This window comes from Achromobacter sp. T5-5 (assembly GCF_055397965.1).
Genome location: NZ_AP027919.1, coordinates 5832591 through 5849787 on the forward strand (window position 1 = coordinate 5832591; position 17197 = coordinate 5849787).

Sequence of the window (17197 nt, forward strand, 5' to 3'; positions counted from 1 at the left end):
ACCGGCTCCTGTGGATAACTTTGGGGAAAAGGCCAGAGCAACATCAGAAAATGGAATATGGCAAGAATGCACAAACTATTGCACCCTTGTTGATAAACCGCATTTTCCTATTTAAAACAAGCACTTGAAGCAAGTTTCAAGATTGTAAGCCAGCTTAGAGAGGGTTTTCCCTGGCCCTGAATTTATTGTGCACAAGTCGGCCGCGGGGCCCACTTGCTCCGGCCCTTGGGACCGAAGCGTTCACTTACTTACGCGTGGAGGGCGCGGCTGTACTGGTGGACTTCATCGACCAATTCAGCTACGGCTTCCGGCGGAGTGAAGCGGGAAATGCCGTGCCCCAAATTGAAGACATGGCCGCCCTTGCCCACCGGCCCGAAGGCGTCCAGCACGCGGCGCGCTTCCGCGCGGATGGCGCTTGCGCCGCCAAAGAGCGCCATCGGATCCAGATTGCCCTGGAACGCGACCGAGTCGCCGGTACGGCGGCGGGCTGCCGCCAGGTCCACCGTCCAGTCCAGGCCGACCGCGTCGCTGCCACAGGCCGCAATGTCTTCGAGCCACTGGCCGCCGCCCTTGGTGAACACAATGACCGGCACGCGCCGGCCTTCATGCTCGCGCGTCAGGCCCGCCACGACTTTGCGGGTGTACGCCAGCGAGAACTGCTGGAACAGGCCGTCAGCCAGCACGCCGCCCCAGCTATCGAACAGCATCACGGCCTGGGCGCCCGCGGCGATCTGGCCGTTCAGGTATTGCAGGGTGGCTTCGGCATTGATCTCGAGGATGCGGTGCAGCAGATCGGGGCGCGAATACAGCAGGGTCTTGATCAAGCGGTAGTCGTCGCTGCCCTTGCCTTCGACCATGTAACAGGCGATCGTCCAGGGACTGCCGGCAAAGCCGATCAGCGGCACCTTGCCGTCCAGATCGCGGCGGATCACGCTAACCGCGTCAAAGACATAGCGCAGCTTGTCCATGTCGGGCACGGCCAGGCGCGCCACGTCCTCTTCGGTACGAATGGGATGCGCAAAGCGCGGGCCCTCGCCTTCGGCGAAGTCCAGGCCCAGGCCCATGGCGTGAGGCACCGTCAGGATGTCGGAAAACAGGATGGCCGCGTCCAGGTCATAGCGTTCCAGCGGCTGCAGCGTGACTTCCGAGGCGTAGTCCGGGTTCTGCGCCAGGCCCATGAAGGAGCCCGCGCGCGCGCGCGTTTCGCGGTACTCGGGCAGATAGCGACCCGCCTGGCGCATGAGCCAGATAGGGGTATACGGCACGGGTTCGCGCATCAGGGCGCGCAGGAACACATCGTTCTTCAAACGGGGAGCAGACACGGCTAACCTCGACGATCGGAAGCCGTGAGTTTACTTCCCCTGGCTGACAAGGCGGCCGAACCCGCCATGGCCAGCTTGACCGGGCGCAACGGGGCCGGGCGGCATGATGTGCCGCGGGCGCGCGGCGGGGGCCTAATGCGGTCGCACGTGACGGTGCCGGACGCAGCGGTCGGTATCGCGGCGACCCCGTGTCAGTCCTCCATGCTGACGCGCCCCACTGCCAGCGCGGCCTGGCGATATGGCGCGGCGTCGATGCCGTGCTTGCGCATCAGCGCCCAGAATGCCCGCCGGTGCTTGGCGCAGGCGCGCGCCGCCTGCGCGACGTTGCCCCCGTGGCGCGACAGCGCGTGCCGGATGTATTCGCGCTCGAAGCCGTTCACGACCTGCGCCTTGGCCGCGCGGAATGTCTCCGGGGCGGATCTTCTGTATTGATGGCGCATGGTGTTCAACGCCTGCTCGACGATGTCGGCGGGCACCCGGGGCCGCGCATGCGGCGCGGCGGCCCAGGGCGTCGGGACGGCCCCCGCCGCGCGGCCGGCACCCATCGCATGGGCCGGCGCCAAGGCAGGCATGGCCCGGTCCGCCTCGGCTGGGGCGCCCAGGTAGCTGACCTGACGTTCGTGGACCCCGCCCGCCACGCTGCCTGGCCGGGCGGCGCCCGGGCGGGCCAGGCGGGCCAGCCGCACCCGCATGCTTTCCAGGCAGACCGGCTGGCCGATGAAGTCCGCGGCGCCCAGGCTCAGCAGGTCCAGGATCGCGGGCGCCTTGACGTCGTGGATGAGGAGCAGGATGGGCGTCGTCAGCGCGTCCCGCGCTTGCTGCAGCGCCATGCGGGCCCAGGCGAGCGAGCACGGCGCCACAGGCAGGATGCAACCGTCGAAACGCCGCAGCGACAACGCGATGCGGGCGAGCGCATCGGGCGGCGGCGCGGCGTCGGCGCCGCCGTCGTCATCAGGACGAATGCCCGGCGGCACCGGATGGGGTGGCACTGTACGTGGCGGCACCGAACGTGGCGGCGCCGAGGGCAACGGCACCGGATGCAGCCGCACGCGCGTCAGCACCGCCTGATGGCCAGTGACCCAGGCGCCCATCGTCTTTTCGTGGCCGGGCGCCAGCAGCACCCCGCAATCCAGCACGTCTCGCATGCCTTCCTCGTCTGCATCGCAAAACTGCAGGCTACTTTTGCAGGCCGCGCCCGGCTATTCGTAGTGAACGCATTGCGGCGGGCCGCGCCAGCGCGGCGATGCTGCGCGGCGGCCCTGCCGCGCTTTCTCCAGGCATGAAAAAAGCGGCCCGCAGGCCGCTTTTTCCAGGTCCGGGACGCGCGCCCGGAGAGCATCTTGCCGCTTAGTGCGAGCGGCCGCCTTGGCGCAGCTTGCGCGCCGCGATGGCTTGCGCAGCCAGCATGGCGAGCTCGGCTTCGACGACAGCGATGTCAGCCTTGTCCTTGGCGTTGGCCAGGGCCAGTTCGGCCTTCTGGCGCGCTTCCAGGGCGCGGGCTTCGTCGAGGTCGGCGGCACGGATAGCCGTGTCGGCCAGGACCGTCACGCTGCCCGGCTGAACTTCCAGGATACCCCCGGCGACGAAGATGTTTTCCTCGCCTTGGTCGGCACGAACGATCTTGACCGTTCCGGGGCGTATGCGCGAGATCAGCGGGGTGTGGCCGGGCAGAATGCCCAGCTCACCCGACTCGCCAGGCAGAACCACGAACTTCGCCTCGCCGGTGAAGATCGCTTCCTCTGCGCTGACCACATCCACATGCAGGGTAGCCATATCGGTTCCTTATTGCAGTTTCTTGGCCTTCTCGAAGGCCTCGTCGATCGAACCGACCATGTAGAAAGCCTGTTCCGGCAGCGCGTCGCATTCGCCGTTCACGATCATCTTGAAACCACGGATGGTTTCAGCCAGCGGAACGTACTTGCCGGGCGAGCCGGTGAACACTTCAGCAACGTGGAACGGCTGCGACAGGAAGCGCTGGATCTTGCGCGCGCGGGCCACGGCCTGCTTGTCTTCCGGCGACAGTTCGTCCATGCCCAGAATCGCGATGATGTCGCGCAGTTCCTTGTAGCGCTGCAGCGTCTGCTGCACGCCACGGGCCACGGCGTAGTGCTCTTCGCCGACGACTTGCGGGTCGAGCTGGCGGCTGGACGAATCCAGCGGGTCCACGGCCGGGTAGATACCCAGGGCGGCGATGTCACGCGACAGCACGACGGTCGAGTCCAAATGCTGGAAGGTCGTGGCAGGCGACGGGTCGGTCAAGTCGTCCGCAGGGACGTACACGGCCTGGATCGAGGTGATCGAGCCCGTCTTGGTCGACGTGATGCGCTCTTGCAGCTTGCCCATTTCTTCGGCCAGCGTGGGCTGGTAACCCACGGCGGACGGCATACGGCCCAGCAGTGCGGACACTTCGGTACCGGCCAGCGTGTAGCGGTAGATGTTGTCCACGAAGAACAGGATGTCGCGGCCTTCGTCGCGGAACTTCTCGGCCATCGTCAGGCCGGTCAGCGCCACGCGCAGACGGTTGCCCGGGGGTTCGTTCATCTGACCGAACACCATGGCGACCTTGTCCAGAACGTTCGACTCTTCCATTTCGTGGTAGAAGTCGTTGCCTTCACGGGTACGCTCACCCACACCGGCGAACACCGACAAGCCGCTGTGCTGCTTGGCGATGTTGTTGATCAGTTCCATCATGTTGACGGTCTTGCCCACGCCGGCGCCGCCGAACAGGCCGACCTTGCCGCCCTTGGCGAACGGGCAAACCAGGTCAATAACCTTGATGCCGGTTTCCAGCAGTTCCACCGACGGCGACAGTTCGTCGAAACGGGGAGCGGGCTGGTGGATGCCACGCTTTTCGTCGTGCTGGATCGGGCCGGCTTCGTCGATGGGACGACCCAGCACGTCCATGATGCGGCCCAGCGTGCCGGTGCCGACGGGCACCGAGATCGGGGCGCCCGTGCCGGTGACCTTCATGCCGCGGCGCAGGCCGTCGCTGGAGCCCAGCGCAATGGTACGCACCACGCCGTCGCCCAGCTGTTGCTGCACTTCCAGCGTCAGACCCTTTTCGGCGAACGAGGAACCCTCGTCGGCCAGAGTAAGCGCTTCATAGATCTTGGGCATTTGATCGCGGGGGAACTGAATATCCACCACGGCGCCGATGCACTGAACGATGGTTCCGTTGCTCATGTCGATTCCTTGCTTGATAGCTTTTGACGGGATGCTGCCTGCCTCAAACGGCGGCAGCGCCCCCTACGATTTCCGAAATTTCTTTGGTGATCGCGGCCTGACGGGTCTTGTTGTAGACCAGTTGCAGATCGCCGATGACCTTCTTGGCGTTGTCCGACGCCGCCTTCATGGCGACCATCCGGGCCGACTGCTCCGAAGCCATGTTCTCGGCCACGGCTTGGTACAGCAGGCCTTCAACGTAACGCTGCAGCAGGTCGTCGATCACGCTACGGGCGTCGGGTTCGTAGATGTAATCCCAGCTGTATTCCGACTTCACTTCCGAGGTCTTGGCCAGGCTTTCGGCGCCCGTCTGGTACGGATCTTCCAAACCGCTGGCCAGGGGCAGCAGACGCAGGAACAGGGGCTCTTGCTTCATCGTGTTGACGAAGCGGGTCGAGGCCACGTACAGCGCGTCGATGCGGCCTTCCAGGTAGGCGTCCAGCTGCACCTTGATCGCGCCCAGCAGGCGGTCCAGTTGCGGCTTGTCGCCCAGTTGCACTTCCTGGGAAACCAGTTTGGCGCCGATACGGGTCAGCACACCCACGCCCTTGTTGCCGAAAGCGGTCGCTTGCACGGCGACGCCGTTTTTCTCGAACTCTTTCAGCTTGGCCAACGTCACGCGGGTGATGTTGGTGTTCAAGCCGCCGCACAAACCCTTGTCGGTCGTCACCATGACCACGCCGACCGCCTTGATTTCGCGTTCGACCAGGTACGGGTGGCTGTACTCGGGATTGGCCTGCATCAGGTGCGCAGCAATCTCGCGCACCTTGGTGGCGTACGGACGGCCGGCACGCATCCGTTCCTGCGCCTTGCGCATCTTGGATGCGGCGACCATTTCCATCGCCTTGGTGATCTTGCGCGTGTTTTGCACGCTCTTGATCTTGGTTCGGATTTCCTTAATTCCGGGCATTGCGCTTTCCTGTGAAGACTGGCCGATGGGTTCCGCTGGCGCCTCATCCATCCGGTAAGGATGGGCGAGGCGTCGCGGACGCCTAACCCATCACTTTCTTAAAAAGCACCGTGCTTCTTGAATTCCTGGATGGTCGAAGCCAGTTCGGCCTCGTCGTCCTTGGACAGTTCCTTGGTGTCTTCGATGCGCTGGATCAGGGCAGCGTGCTTGGCCTTCAACTGATCCTTCAGCGACTTCTCGAACGACAGCACTTGGGCCACGTCCACGTCATCCAGGTAGCCGTTGTTGACCGTGTACAGCGTGACAGCCAGTTCCCACACTTGCAGCGGCTGGTATTGCGGCTGCTTGAGCAGTTCCACCACGCGCTTGCCGCGTTCCAGCTGGCGACGGGTCGCGTCGTCCAGGTCGGAAGCGAACTGCGCGAAGGCGGCCAGTTCACGGTACTGCGCCAGGTCGGTACGGATACCGCCGGACAGCTTCTTGACGACCTTGGTCTGGGCAGCGCCACCGACGCGCGACACCGAGATACCGGCGTTGATGGCGGGGCGGACACCGGCGTTGAACAGGTCGGTTTCCAGGAAGATCTGGCCGTCGGTGATCGAGATCACGTTGGTCGGAACGAAGGCCGACACGTCGCCTGCCTGGGTTTCGATGATCGGCAGCGCGGTCAGCGAGCCGGTCTTGCCCTTGACGGCGCCTTCGGTGAACTTCTCGACGTATTCTTCGTTGACGCGAGCAGCACGCTCGAGCAGGCGCGAGTGCAGGTAGAACACGTCGCCCGGGTAGGCTTCGCGGCCCGGCGGACGGCGCAGCAGCAGCGAGACCTGGCGATAAGCCCAGGCTTGCTTGGTCAGGTCGTCATAGACGATCAGGGCGTCTTCGCCGCGATCGCGGAAGTATTCGCCCATCGTGCAGCCGGCGTAGGCGGCCAGGTACTGCATGGCGGCGGAGTCGGAAGCCGAGGCAGCCACGACGATGGTGTATTCCATCGCGCCGTGCTCTTCGAGCTTGCGGACCACGTTGTTGATCGTCGAAGCCTTCTGGCCGATGGCGACGTACACGCAGGTGACGCCCTTGCCCTTCTGGCTGATGATGGTGTCGACGGCCACGGCGGTCTTGCCGGTCTGGCGGTCGCCAATGATCAGTTCGCGCTGGCCACGGCCGATGGGAACCATCGAGTCGATAGCCTTGATGCCGGTTTGCAGCGGCTGCGACACCGAGCGGCGGGCGATAACGCCAGGCGCCACTTTTTCGATGATGTCGGTGGCCTTGGCGTTGACCGGGCCCTTGCCGTCGATCGGCTCGCCCAGCGTGTTGACCACGCGGCCTTTCAGTTCCGGACCGACCGGGACTTCCAGAATGCGGCCGGTCGTCTTGACCTGGTCGCCTTCGGAAACGCCGGTGTAGTCGCCCAGAATCACGGCGCCGACGGAATCACGCTCGAGGTTGAGCGCCAGACCGAAAACGTTGTTGGGAAATTCGAGCATTTCGCCCTGCATCACGTCCGACAGGCCGTGGATGCGGGTAATACCGTCGGTCACGGACACGACGGTGCCCTGAGTACGGACATCAGCCGAAGCGCCCAGGCCCTCGATGCGGCTCTTGAGCAGTTCGCTGATCTCGGAGGGATTGAGTTGCATATTGACTCCTGGAATCCTGTTAGTAGCCTTAAGCGGCGAGCTGATCGCGCATGCGGACCAATTGGGCTTGTACGGAAGTATCGAGCACCTGGTCGCCGACGGCCACGCGCACGCCGCCGATCAGCGACGGGTCGACGGTAACGCTGGGCTTGAGCTTGAGGCCGAATTTTTGTTCGAGCGCGACGATCAGGTCCTTGACCTGGGCATCGCTCAGCTCGAACGCGCTGGTGATTTCCGCCTGCGCCGTGCCTTCGTGACGATTCCGCAGCGCGACGAATTGCGAGGCGATCTCGGGCAGCAGCAGCAGCCGGTCGTTTTCGACCAGCAGCTCGATGAAGTTGCGGGCGGCTTGCGGCAAATCGGCCTTGATCAGGCCGGTAAACAGGTCGACGCGCTGCTTGTCGCCCAGACGCGGGTCGGCCATGGCCTCGCGCACGTCGGGGTTGGAGGCGACCTGCGACATTTCGCTGACCAGGTCGGCCCACGCCGGCAGACCGGCCTTGTCGTCGCGCGCTGCGCTGAAGAGGGCTTCAGCGTAGGGCCGGGCAACAGTGGAAAGTTCAGCCATGACGGTCCCGGATTAGAGCTGCGCGCGGAGCTGGTTCAGCAGCTCGGCGTGTGCGCGGGCGTCAACCTCGCGCTTGAGGATCTGTTCAGCACCCTTGACGGCCAACGCGGCAACGTCGTCGCGCAGTGCTTCACGGGCGCGCTGGACTTCCTGCGCGGCATCCTGGGCAGCCTGCGCCACGATGCGGGCACGTTCGGCTTCCGCTTCGCGGCGGGCCTGCTCGATCAGGGAGGCGGCTTGCTTCTCGGCCTCGATGATGCGGGCGTGGTTTTCGGACTTGGCAGAAGCCTCGATCAGACTGACGCGCGCCTGGGCTTGAGCCAGGTCGGCTTTGCCCTTCTCGGCGGCGGCCAGGCCGTCGGCGATTTTTTGGCGGCGCTCGTCCATCGCCTTCGTCAGGGGAGGCCACACGAATTTCATCGTGAACCAGCCCAGAACGAAGAACACGAGCATCTGGAAAATGATCGTCGCGTTCAGATTCACGGTCGTTCCTTTAACACCTTGCGGCTCCGACCGCTCCCGGAAAGGGGCGTCGCGGAGCACTCGATACTTTGCTGATCGGCGATGGAGCCGTTGCTCTCATCGCCGCCAGCGTCATGACCCACCTATTTGCCGGCGGGCGGTGCCTTAGCCGACGAACGGGTTGGCGAAGGCGAACAGCATGGCGATACCCACGCCGATCAGGAATGCCGCGTCGATCAGGCCAGCCAGCAGGAACATCTTCGTTTGCAGAGCGTTCATCAGTTCAGGCTGACGAGCCGAAGCTTCCAGATACTTGCCGCCCATCAGTGCGATGCCGATGCAAGCGCCGATAGCGCCCAGACCGATGATAAGACCGCAAGCGAGGGCAACGAAAGCGACGTTGGTCATGACAACTCCTTGGTTAGAAATCTGAAGTCAAAAATTGAAAAATAAGAGGTACAGCTCAATGCAAGATAATCTTGCTATCCCGCGCCGGCCGGGTGGCCGGCGCTGGAAATTCGGGGGATCAGTGGCCTTCGTGAGCCTGGCCGAGATACACCAGCGTCAGCATCATGAAGATGAAGGCCTGGAGCAGGACGATCAGGATGTGGAAGATTGCCCAGATCGAGCCAGCCAGGATGTGGCCGAAGCCCAAGCCGATGCTGGCGCCGTTGAAGCCGGTCCAGGCGCCGCCCAGGAGGGCGATCAGCATGAAGATCAGTTCGCCGGCGAACATGTTGCCGAACAACCGCATCCCCAGCGACACGGACTTGGCGGCGTATTCGATCAGGTTCAGCAGCAGGTTGAACGGAGCCAGGACGACGGCGCCCAGGCCATGCGCATGGAACGGCGCAGTGAACAGTTCCTTCACGAAACCGCCCGGCTTCTTGATCTTGATGCCGTAGTAGAACATCAGGAGCAGCACGCCCAGCGACATGCCCATCGGCACGTTCAGGTCGGCGGTCGGGAGGATGCGGTGGTAGTAGAGCGGATCGCCGTGCTCGGCGCCCAGGCCGGTCAGGCGCCAGATGGACGGCAGCAGGTCAACGGGCAGCAGGTCCAGCGCGTTCATCAGGATGATCCAGAGGAACACGGTGAGGGCCAGCGGGGCGATGAAAAGACGGCTCTTGGCGTTGTGGACGATGCCCTTGGCCTGGTCGTCGACCATGTCGACGATCATTTCCACGAAGGCCTGGAAGCGGGAAGGAACGCCGCTGGTGGCGCGGCGCGCGGCGCGCCACAGGAAGAAAATGACGATCAGGCCCATCAGGCCGGACCAGAACAACGAGTCGTAATTGATGATGTCGAACTGAGCAATAGCGCTCTGTTTCTCACCGGTATTGTTCAGATGCACCAGGTGATGCTGAATATACGCGGATTGAGGCGACACGTCGCTGGCAGCAGCCATTTGAATCCTACCCTATTTGCTGTATGCCCGGCCCTTGCGAACCGGACGATTCCACGATTTCGTTTGCCGCAACTTACTCGGCGCTAAGACAGCCTGCGGAACATCAGGAGCAGGAGATAGCCCTTCAATGTGAGTATCAGACCGAGCAACGCGGCGGGCCATACAAGCCAGTCCTGCGTCACACGCGAAAGCAGCCACAACAGCAACGCCGTTGCGAACAACTTGATCAACTCACCAGAGAGAAAGGTAAAGGGACTGGCTTTACCGGCCCGAACGCTGACAGCCAGGCGCAATGCGAACAACGCATTGGGTATGAAATACGCTCCTGCCCCCGCCAGCGCCGACCAACCAGCCGCCGCCCCTCCGACAACCCCCGCTATTACTGCTGCTGCGAACCCCATGGCGCCCTGCGCCGCCAATGCCAACAGGAGCCCGCGGCTAGCCTGAGCATCCAGCGCCGCGCGATCCGCGTCGCTGAGAACCAGAACCTTATCCACCATATCCGGATCGATCGAATCCTGATCCAGACCCGCCCCCAGACTTTGCCCAGGGCGCGGCCCTAAGCTTTGCTGTGGCTGCATGGAGTTCTGCTGCATCAAACTTCCCCGCCTAACGTGCCCGTAAGGGTAACGTGACCCCTAAGGGAAACGTGCCCCCGAAGGGCTTGGCCCCTGAGGGAACCGACGCGCTTTTTTAGGCGCATGTTCTTATCCCGCAAGCGTCAAACCCGCAGAGTATAGCTTGATTCGTTTTACCCTAGCAAATGAACTTTCGGCCGTTTGTAAGGTGGCAACAACGCCTGCCGCGCGTTGAAAAAGGGGACGACCGGGCGGGCCGCCGGGGCGCATGCATCTGCCTGCGCGGCCCATGAAAAGGCGCGCGGCCCCTTGCCGGGGACCGCGCGCCCTGTGCACTCGCCTGGTCTCAGTCTTCCTTGACCGGCGGCGGCGCCCACTGCCCGTCCAGGGCGGTGTTCTGCGGCGAATACAGACGCATGCTGAGCACGAACGGACCGTCGGCGGCCGGCGTGCTGACCCAGTTGGCGCGCTTGGACTCGCCCGGGTCGCGGCGCTGGACGTAGATGTCGAGCGAGCCGTCGGCGTTGTACTTTAGGCCGTCGGTGCTGCGGATCACGTAGCGATTGGCCGGGTTTTCGGCGAAGCCGTATTTGTCGTTGTAGACATGCAGCGACCAGAACGCATTGACCGGAGGCAGCTGGCCCTTGTCGAAGTGCAGCACGTAGTCTTCGCTGGCGTCGAGCATGCGGCCCTTGGAATCGGACACCGTGACCGGATACAGCACGTCTTCCGGCGTCGGCGCACCCAGGCCAGCATAGGCGATGGCGGCGCGGCGCGTGTAGTCGGTGCCGTAGGTGCCGATGCCCGTCAGCACCGTGTTCCAGCCGTTGATCGGCGTGCCCAGGCGCGAGACGTTGTCGGCGATGCGGCGGCCGGCCAGCGGCTGCGCGTCCGTCAGCGCCTGCTGCACGGCCGGGCTCAGGCGGCCATACGAGAACGGCTGGCGGTCGTCCAGGCCGATACGGCGCATGCGGTCGAGCATCGGCGTGTCGTTGGCGTGCGGCGGGTTGTTGCGCAGCGCGTCGAAGAACACGGCAAAGAAGCTGGCGGCATCCATGCCCGCGACCTGTTCGGCGGGCGTGCCGTCGGGCACCGTGGTGGCCGGGGCCGGCATGGGCATCGGCAGGTTGCTGCCGATCGGCGCCGTGCCGACGCCCGCGCCGGTCTGCGGATAGGCCGAGCCGGCATTGCGGCCGCGCGGCGCCGTCATGGGCGTCACGGGCGCCAGCATGGGACGCGCCGTCATGCCGGCCTGGATCTGATTGACCGCGGCGTAGTCCTGCGGACCGCCCGCTTGCGTCCAGCCGATGAGCCAGCCCATCGACGTCGGGCTTCGGATCACGTCGACACCCGCGGGCAGATTGCCCTGCCAGTGCGGCCCGACGATGGCGAACGACTGCGCGCCGGACCCGTTGGTGCGCGTGCCGCGTGACGCGAAGACATCGCTCCACATGTCCAGGGCCGAGAGCACGGTGTAGCGGCCGCCGGTGTCGGGCAGGTTGATGATGAGCGGGGCGCGCGAGACATCGAACCACAGGCTGGAGTACAGCGCGTCGGCGCTGGGCCACGGCGCATCGGTCGCGCGCGGATCCGGGAACGCCGCCTTGTGTCCGAACTGGTTCATCGGCGCCTTCCCGTCCAGCGGGCTTTGCACGGCGGTGGCCTGGCGACGCGCCAGCTCCATCAACACCATGGGGTAGGCATAGACATAGGCATCGATGGCTGTGTCGCGCAATTCCTGCTCGCTCATTCTCGGCGCGGCGGCCTGGGCGGCGGGGTACGGCGTCTCGGACACGAGGCGCAGCGTGGGTTGCGGCGATTGAGCCTGGGCGACATTGAGGAAGCAGACGCTGAGCGCGCCGGCGAGCGCAGCCGTGGACAGCCGGCGGGTAGCGGTAGATTTACGCATGCAAGGCTCCTTCTTGATTTTGTTTGCGAGCGAGCCGCCGCGCGACTTGCCAGCGTGGGCAAGCCGCTCTGGCGCGGCACCTCGGGATGACGCTTATTCAGGATAGGGGCGAAGTCTGCAACAAGGTGCTAGCCATACGTTTCAAGGCGAAACCCGCATGTTGCAGCGCGCATGCATGAAAAAAGGCGCGCCTTCATAGGGCGCGCCTGGCGTTGGCGGGCCTGCGTGGGGCGCAGGCCGGCGAGTAACAAGGCTTAACGGTGTTTGAAGTCGGGTTTGCGCTTTTCGGTGAAGGCGGCCATGCCTTCCTTCTGGTCTTCGGTGGCGAAGAGCGAATGGAACACGCGGCGTTCAAAGAGCAGGCCTTCGTTGAGCGAGCCCTCGAAGGCACGGTTCACGCATTCCTTGGCCATCATGACCGAAGGCAGCGACATGGAGGCGATGACCGTGGCCGCGTCCATGGCTTCTTCGAGCAGCTTGTCGGCGGCGACCACGCGCGACACGAGGCCCGCGCGTTCCGCTTCCTCGGCGCCCATCATGCGCGCGGTCAGCGCGAGATCCATGGCCTTGGCCTTGCCGACGGCGCGCGGCAGGCGCTGGGTGCCGCCCGCGCCGGGGATCACGCCCAGCTTGATCTCGGGCTGGCCGAACTTGGCCGTGTCCGCCGCGATGATGATGTCGCACATCATGGCCAGTTCGCAACCGCCGCCCAGCGCGTAGCCGGCCACCGCGGCGATCACGGGCTTGCGGATGCGCTTGAGCGTCTCCCAGTTGCGCGTGATGTATTCGCTGCCGTACACGTCCATGTACGACCAATCCTTCATGGCGCCGATGTCGGCGCCCGCCGCGAAGGCCTTTTCGCTGCCCGTGATGACGACGCAGCCGATGTCGGGATTGGACTCGAAAGCCAGCAGCGCGGCGCCGAGTTCGTCCATGAGCTGATCGTTCAGCGCGTTGAGCGCCTTCGGACGATTCAGCGTCAGCAGGCCGACTCGGCCTCGGGTTTCGACCAGTACAAACGACTCGCTCATGAATGTCTCCGGTAATAAGATATGAGCATGAAGAAAAATGATGACGTGCCTCCCATACTTTACCGCCTCGCGCCCCATGATCCCGCCGGACACCGCTACCGGATAACCCTTACCGTCGCCTCGCCCTCCCCCGCCGGCCAGCGCCTGTCATTGCCGGCCTGGATACCGGGCAGCTATCTGATCCGCGACTTTTCGCGCCAGATCGAATCGGTGGCCGCCTATGTGGGGTCGCGGCGCGTGAATGTCGACAAAATTGATAACCACACGTGGCAGGCGGCGCCCTGCGACGGCCCGTTGCGCATCGAATACACGGTCTACGCGTGGGACCTGTCGGTGCGCGGCGCGCACCTGGACGAGACGCACGGCTTTTTCAATGGGACCAGCGTGTTCCTGCGCGTGCATGGCCAGGAGCTCGAGCCTTGCCTGCTGGACCTGGCGCCGCCGCGCGGCATCGAGGGCTGGAAGGTGTACACGAGCCTGCCCGAAGCCGTGGGCCACCGGGGCGCGGCCCGCCGCCACGGCTTTGGCTTGTACCTGGCCCCGGACTATGACGCGCTGATCGATCATCCGGTCGAGATGGGCACGCCGCAGGTATCGCGTTTCGAGGCGCATGGCGCGGAGCACGAACTGGTATTCACGGGCGTCGCGCCGAACCTGGATCTTGCGCGCATCACCGACGACGTGAAGAAAATCTGCGAAACCCAGATCGCGTTTTTCGAGCCCCGCACCAAACGCGCGCCGTTCCTGGACAGTACCGACCGCTATGTCTTCATGACGATGGTGACGGGCGACGGCTACGGCGGCCTGGAGCATCGCGCGAGCACGGCGCTGATGACCGCGCGCAAGGACCTGCCGGTGCTGGGCCAGCAAGGCCAGGGCGAAGGCTATCGCGGCTTTCTGGGACTGGTGAGCCACGAGTATTTCCACACGTGGAATGTCAAGCGCATCAAGCCGGACGCGTTCGCGCCGTACGATCTTTCGCAGCCGGACCTGACGCGCCTGCTCTGGGTGTTCGAGGGTTTCACGTCCTACTACGACGACCTGCTGCTGCTGCGTTCTGGCGTGATCGCGCGCGCCGATTATCTGCGCCTCTTGGCCAAGACGATCACCAGCGTGGCGCGCACGCCGGGCCGCCACAAGCAGTCGGTGGCCGAGAGCTCGTTCGATGCGTGGACGCGCTACTACAAGCAGGACGAGAACTCCCCGAACGCGCTGGTGAGCTACTACACGAAGGGCGCGCTGGTGGCCCTGGGGCTGGACCTGCTGATCCGCCAGACGTCTTCCGGCGCGCATTCGCTGGACGATGTGATGCGGCTGCTGTGGGACCGCTACGGCCGCGATTTCTACCGCGGCAATCAGCAAGGTCTGCCGGAAGACGGATTACCGGCGCTGATCCTGGAGGCAACCGGCGTGGACACGCGCCGCTTCATCGACCGCCATGCCTACGGGACGGCGGATGTGCCGCTGGCGGCGCTGCTTGAACCCCATGGCGTGTCGCTGCAATGGAAGGCCTCGGCGCACATTCCGTCGCTGGACGTGCGCACGCGCAAACAGGGCGATTCGCTGACGCTGGCAACCGTGCTGGAAGGCGGCGCCGGCCACAAGGGCGGATTGTCCGCGGGGGATGTGCTGGTCGCGATCGATGGGCTGCGCGTGGATGCGCCGGCAGGGCTGGATCTGCTGCTCGCGCAGTATCGGGCGGGGGACCGCGTGACGGTGCATGTGTTTCGGCACGACGAACTGAGGGCGTTCCGGGTCCGTCTGAGTGGACCCGACGCGTCCGAGTGCGTACTGACGTGAAGCTCGCCGGCTGACCGGCGACGGCCGGGAGGCCGGCTGCCGGAAGCGCCGGGCCGGGGCGTCCGGCGTCGCGTGACGCCGGGCGGCGTTCAGCCTAGAGCAGTTTTCCGGGGTTCATGATGCCCGCCGGGTCCATGACCTTCTTGATTTCCCGCATCAGCCGCAACTCCACCGGATCCTTGCTGTGCAGGAAGTGATCGCGCTTCAGCTGGCCGATCCCGTGCTCTGCCGAGATGCTTCCCCCGTAGCGGTTGACTTCGTCCAGCACCGCGTCCGTGATCGCCGCGCCATGTTCGGCAACCCAGTTGCGGTCCGCGCCGGCGGGACGGGACAGGTTGTAGTGCAGGTTGCCGTCGCCGAAGTGCCCGAAGATGAAGGGGCGGATGTCAGGGTAAATGGCGCGCACGCGGGCTTCGGCGGATTGCATGAAGTCGGGAATGCGTTCGATGGGCAGCGAAACGTCGTGCTTGAGGTGAGGGCCATCGGCGCGCTGGGCTTCGGAGATTTCCTCGCGCAGCTTCCACAGCGTCTGCAACTGGGCAAGCGAGGCCGAGACCGCGGCGTCCAGGCACAGGCCGCGCTCAAGCGCGGTGCCGATGACGTTTTCCAGCAGTGCGTTCAGGGCCTGTTCGTCGGCGGTGTCGGCCAGTTCCACCAGCACGTAGGCCGGGTAGCGCTGCTCGAAGGGTTCCTGCACGCCCTCGGCGTGCGTGAGCACCAGGTCCAGGCAATCGCCCGTGAAGAACTCGAAGGCCTGCAGCCGCGCGCCGCATTGCTCGAACAGGATTTCGAACAACTGCAGGGCTTGCGCCGGGGATTCGACCGCGGCAAGCACCACCGAACGCACGTCGGTGCGCGGGAAGAGGCGTAGCGCGACGGCGGTGATGATGCCCAGCGTGCCCTCGGAGCCGATGAGCAGTTGCTTGAGGTCGTAGCCGGTGTTGTCTTTGCGCAGCGTGCGCAGGCCGTGGAAGATTTCGCCGGTGGGCAGCACCGCTTCCAGGCCCAGCACGAGTTCGCGCGCCATGCCGTAGCGGACGACGTTCACGCCGCCCGCGTTGGTGGCCACGTTGCCGCCGATCTGGCTGGAGTCTTCCGCGGCAAGGCTGAGCGGCAGCAGGCGGCCGGCGTCCTGCGCGGCGCGGCGCAGGTTGCCGAGGATGGCGCCGGCTTCGGCGACCAGGGTGTTCGCCACGGTGTCGATGGCGCGCACGGCGTTCATGCGGTCCAGGCTGATGACGACGTTGTGCGCGCCGCCATCGGGCGTGGCGCCGCCGCACAGGCCGGTGTTGCCGCCACGCGGAACCACGGGCACGCCGGCCTGCTGGCAGAGCGCCAGGCACGTTGCCACTTCCGCGGTCGTGCGCGGGCGCACGACTGCCTGGGCCTGGCCGTTGTACAGGCCGCGCCAGTCGGACAGCCACGGGGCGATGTCCGCCGGGGCGGTGAAGACGGTATCGGGGCCCAGGGCCTGGACCAGCCGTTGAGAAAAGTCGGATGCAGTCATGAGATGTGGTTTGCGGCGGGAAAGGGAAGATCGAGTTGCAGGCGGCTGGCGGCCTGGCGCAGGTGGCCGATGGCGGCCTGCCGGGCGCGGTCGGGATCGCGCGCGCGGATGGCCTCGAACACGGCGACGTGCTCCTGATGCACGGCGAGCGTCAGGCCATCCTGCAGGCGGCTGTTGGAACGGGCCGTGCTGACGGCCAGGCGCAGCTGCAGGTTCAGGTATTGCAGCAGGTCCTGGTAATAGCTGTTGTGGGTGGCGGCGGCGATGGCGACGTGAAAGGCGATGTCGTGTTCGACGCCCTGTTCGGGATGCTCGAGGTTCGCTTGCAGGCGAGCGAGCGCCTCTTCCATGGCCAGCAGATCCGTTGCGGAACCGCGGACGGCGGCAAGCGCGGCGGCGCCGCCTTCCAGTTCCATGCGCAGTTCGTAGACGCTGGCCAGTTTTTCGCGGTTGACGGCAATGCCGGAGGACACCTGGAAGCCTTGCGCCCCGGTGCGCGAGACGACGGTGCTGCCGGAACCCTGGCGGCTCTGGATCAGCCCTTGCGCGCGCAGGCGTTCCGTCGCTTCGCGGATGACGGCGGCGCTGACGCCGTACTGCTCGGCCAGCAAACGGCCCGCGGGCAGCTTGGCGCCGACGGGATGGACGCCGTCCGCGATTTCGCTGGCGAGCTGGCGAGCGACCTGCTCGGTGAGGGTGAGGTGCTTGGTCAACATCGGCGGATTATAGGCAGATTTTTCAGGTTATCTGATAACTTTGTTGTTACGGAGGACGGTGGAGTTATTCGTTCAGTGTGATTATTTCGGACTGATTCGGACAGCGGCGCCGCAGCCTAGCCGC

The 17197-nt window shown here is 65.0% G+C and carries 16 protein-coding genes; 1 reads left to right on the forward strand and 15 read right to left on the reverse strand.

Annotation, left to right across the window (positions count from 1 at the left end; all coding sequences use genetic code 11):
* Positions 1-248: 248 nt before the first annotated feature.
* The 13 genes from hemE to ACZ50Q_RS26400 form a co-directional block, all read right to left on the reverse strand.
* Entirely contained in the window at positions 249-1322 is a 1074-nt protein-coding gene (gene hemE / locus ACZ50Q_RS26340; RefSeq protein WP_076518587.1) for a uroporphyrinogen decarboxylase, read from the reverse strand.
* A gap of 191 nt (positions 1323-1513) precedes the next feature.
* Positions 1514-2467, reverse strand: a complete 954-nt coding sequence (locus ACZ50Q_RS26345; protein ID WP_464079990.1) for a helix-turn-helix domain-containing protein — start codon at positions 2465-2467, stop codon at positions 1514-1516.
* A 202-nt stretch (positions 2468-2669) separates the two neighbouring features.
* Positions 2670-3095, reverse strand: a complete 426-nt coding sequence (locus ACZ50Q_RS26350) for a F0F1 ATP synthase subunit epsilon (protein WP_056327609.1) — start codon at positions 3093-3095, stop codon at positions 2670-2672.
* 9 nt (positions 3096-3104) lie between these two features.
* The gene (gene atpD, locus ACZ50Q_RS26355) at positions 3105-4505 is read right to left on the reverse strand and encodes a F0F1 ATP synthase subunit beta (protein WP_042795567.1); all 1401 of its coding nucleotides are present in this window, start codon (positions 4503-4505) and stop codon (positions 3105-3107) included.
* Between the two features lie 43 nt (positions 4506-4548).
* On the reverse strand, positions 4549-5454 hold the full coding sequence (atpG, locus tag ACZ50Q_RS26360) for a F0F1 ATP synthase subunit gamma (RefSeq protein WP_076518586.1): 906 nt from the start codon (positions 5452-5454) through the stop codon (positions 4549-4551).
* 98 nt (positions 5455-5552) lie between these two features.
* The gene (atpA, locus tag ACZ50Q_RS26365; protein WP_092579170.1) at positions 5553-7094 is read right to left on the reverse strand and encodes a F0F1 ATP synthase subunit alpha; all 1542 of its coding nucleotides are present in this window, start codon (positions 7092-7094) and stop codon (positions 5553-5555) included.
* A gap of 28 nt (positions 7095-7122) precedes the next feature.
* Positions 7123-7662: a F0F1 ATP synthase subunit delta gene (locus tag ACZ50Q_RS26370; RefSeq protein WP_076518584.1), complete on the reverse strand. Its 540-nt coding sequence runs from the start codon at positions 7660-7662 to the stop codon at positions 7123-7125.
* A gap of 12 nt (positions 7663-7674) precedes the next feature.
* Positions 7675-8145 (reverse strand): F0F1 ATP synthase subunit B, encoded by a 471-nt coding sequence (locus ACZ50Q_RS26375; RefSeq protein ID WP_008167494.1) that lies wholly within the window; start codon positions 8143-8145, stop codon positions 7675-7677.
* A 144-nt stretch (positions 8146-8289) separates the two neighbouring features.
* Positions 8290-8532, reverse strand: a complete 243-nt coding sequence (gene atpE / locus ACZ50Q_RS26380; RefSeq protein ID WP_003815363.1) for a F0F1 ATP synthase subunit C — start codon at positions 8530-8532, stop codon at positions 8290-8292.
* A 118-nt stretch (positions 8533-8650) separates the two neighbouring features.
* On the reverse strand, positions 8651-9532 hold the full coding sequence (gene atpB, locus ACZ50Q_RS26385; RefSeq protein ID WP_008167481.1) for a F0F1 ATP synthase subunit A: 882 nt from the start codon (positions 9530-9532) through the stop codon (positions 8651-8653).
* A gap of 83 nt (positions 9533-9615) precedes the next feature.
* Complete coding sequence (locus tag ACZ50Q_RS26390; RefSeq protein WP_369825611.1) at positions 9616-10029, reverse strand: ATP synthase subunit I; 414 nt, start codon at positions 10027-10029, stop codon at positions 9616-9618.
* 427 nt (positions 10030-10456) lie between these two features.
* Complete coding sequence (locus ACZ50Q_RS26395) at positions 10457-12019, reverse strand: DUF1254 domain-containing protein (protein ID WP_092579172.1); 1563 nt, start codon at positions 12017-12019, stop codon at positions 10457-10459.
* 254 nt (positions 12020-12273) lie between these two features.
* Complete coding sequence (locus tag ACZ50Q_RS26400) at positions 12274-13050, reverse strand: enoyl-CoA hydratase (protein ID WP_076518582.1); 777 nt, start codon at positions 13048-13050, stop codon at positions 12274-12276.
* 27 nt (positions 13051-13077) lie between these two features.
* On the opposite strand from ACZ50Q_RS26400, the gene ACZ50Q_RS26405 reads away from it, so the two are divergent.
* Positions 13078-14850, forward strand: a complete 1773-nt coding sequence (locus tag ACZ50Q_RS26405) for a M61 family metallopeptidase (protein ID WP_464079991.1) — start codon at positions 13078-13080, stop codon at positions 14848-14850.
* A 94-nt stretch (positions 14851-14944) separates the two neighbouring features.
* Here the strand turns inward: ACZ50Q_RS26405 and ACZ50Q_RS26410 are convergent, their stop codons facing one another.
* Entirely contained in the window at positions 14945-16357 is a 1413-nt protein-coding gene (locus ACZ50Q_RS26410; RefSeq protein ID WP_092579174.1) for an FAD-binding oxidoreductase, read from the reverse strand.
* Complete coding sequence (locus ACZ50Q_RS26415) at positions 16354-17073, reverse strand: FadR/GntR family transcriptional regulator (protein WP_464079992.1); 720 nt, start codon at positions 17071-17073, stop codon at positions 16354-16356. Before ACZ50Q_RS26415 ends, ACZ50Q_RS26410 begins: the two co-directional genes overlap by 4 nt.
* Positions 17074-17197: the final 124 nt, after the last annotated feature.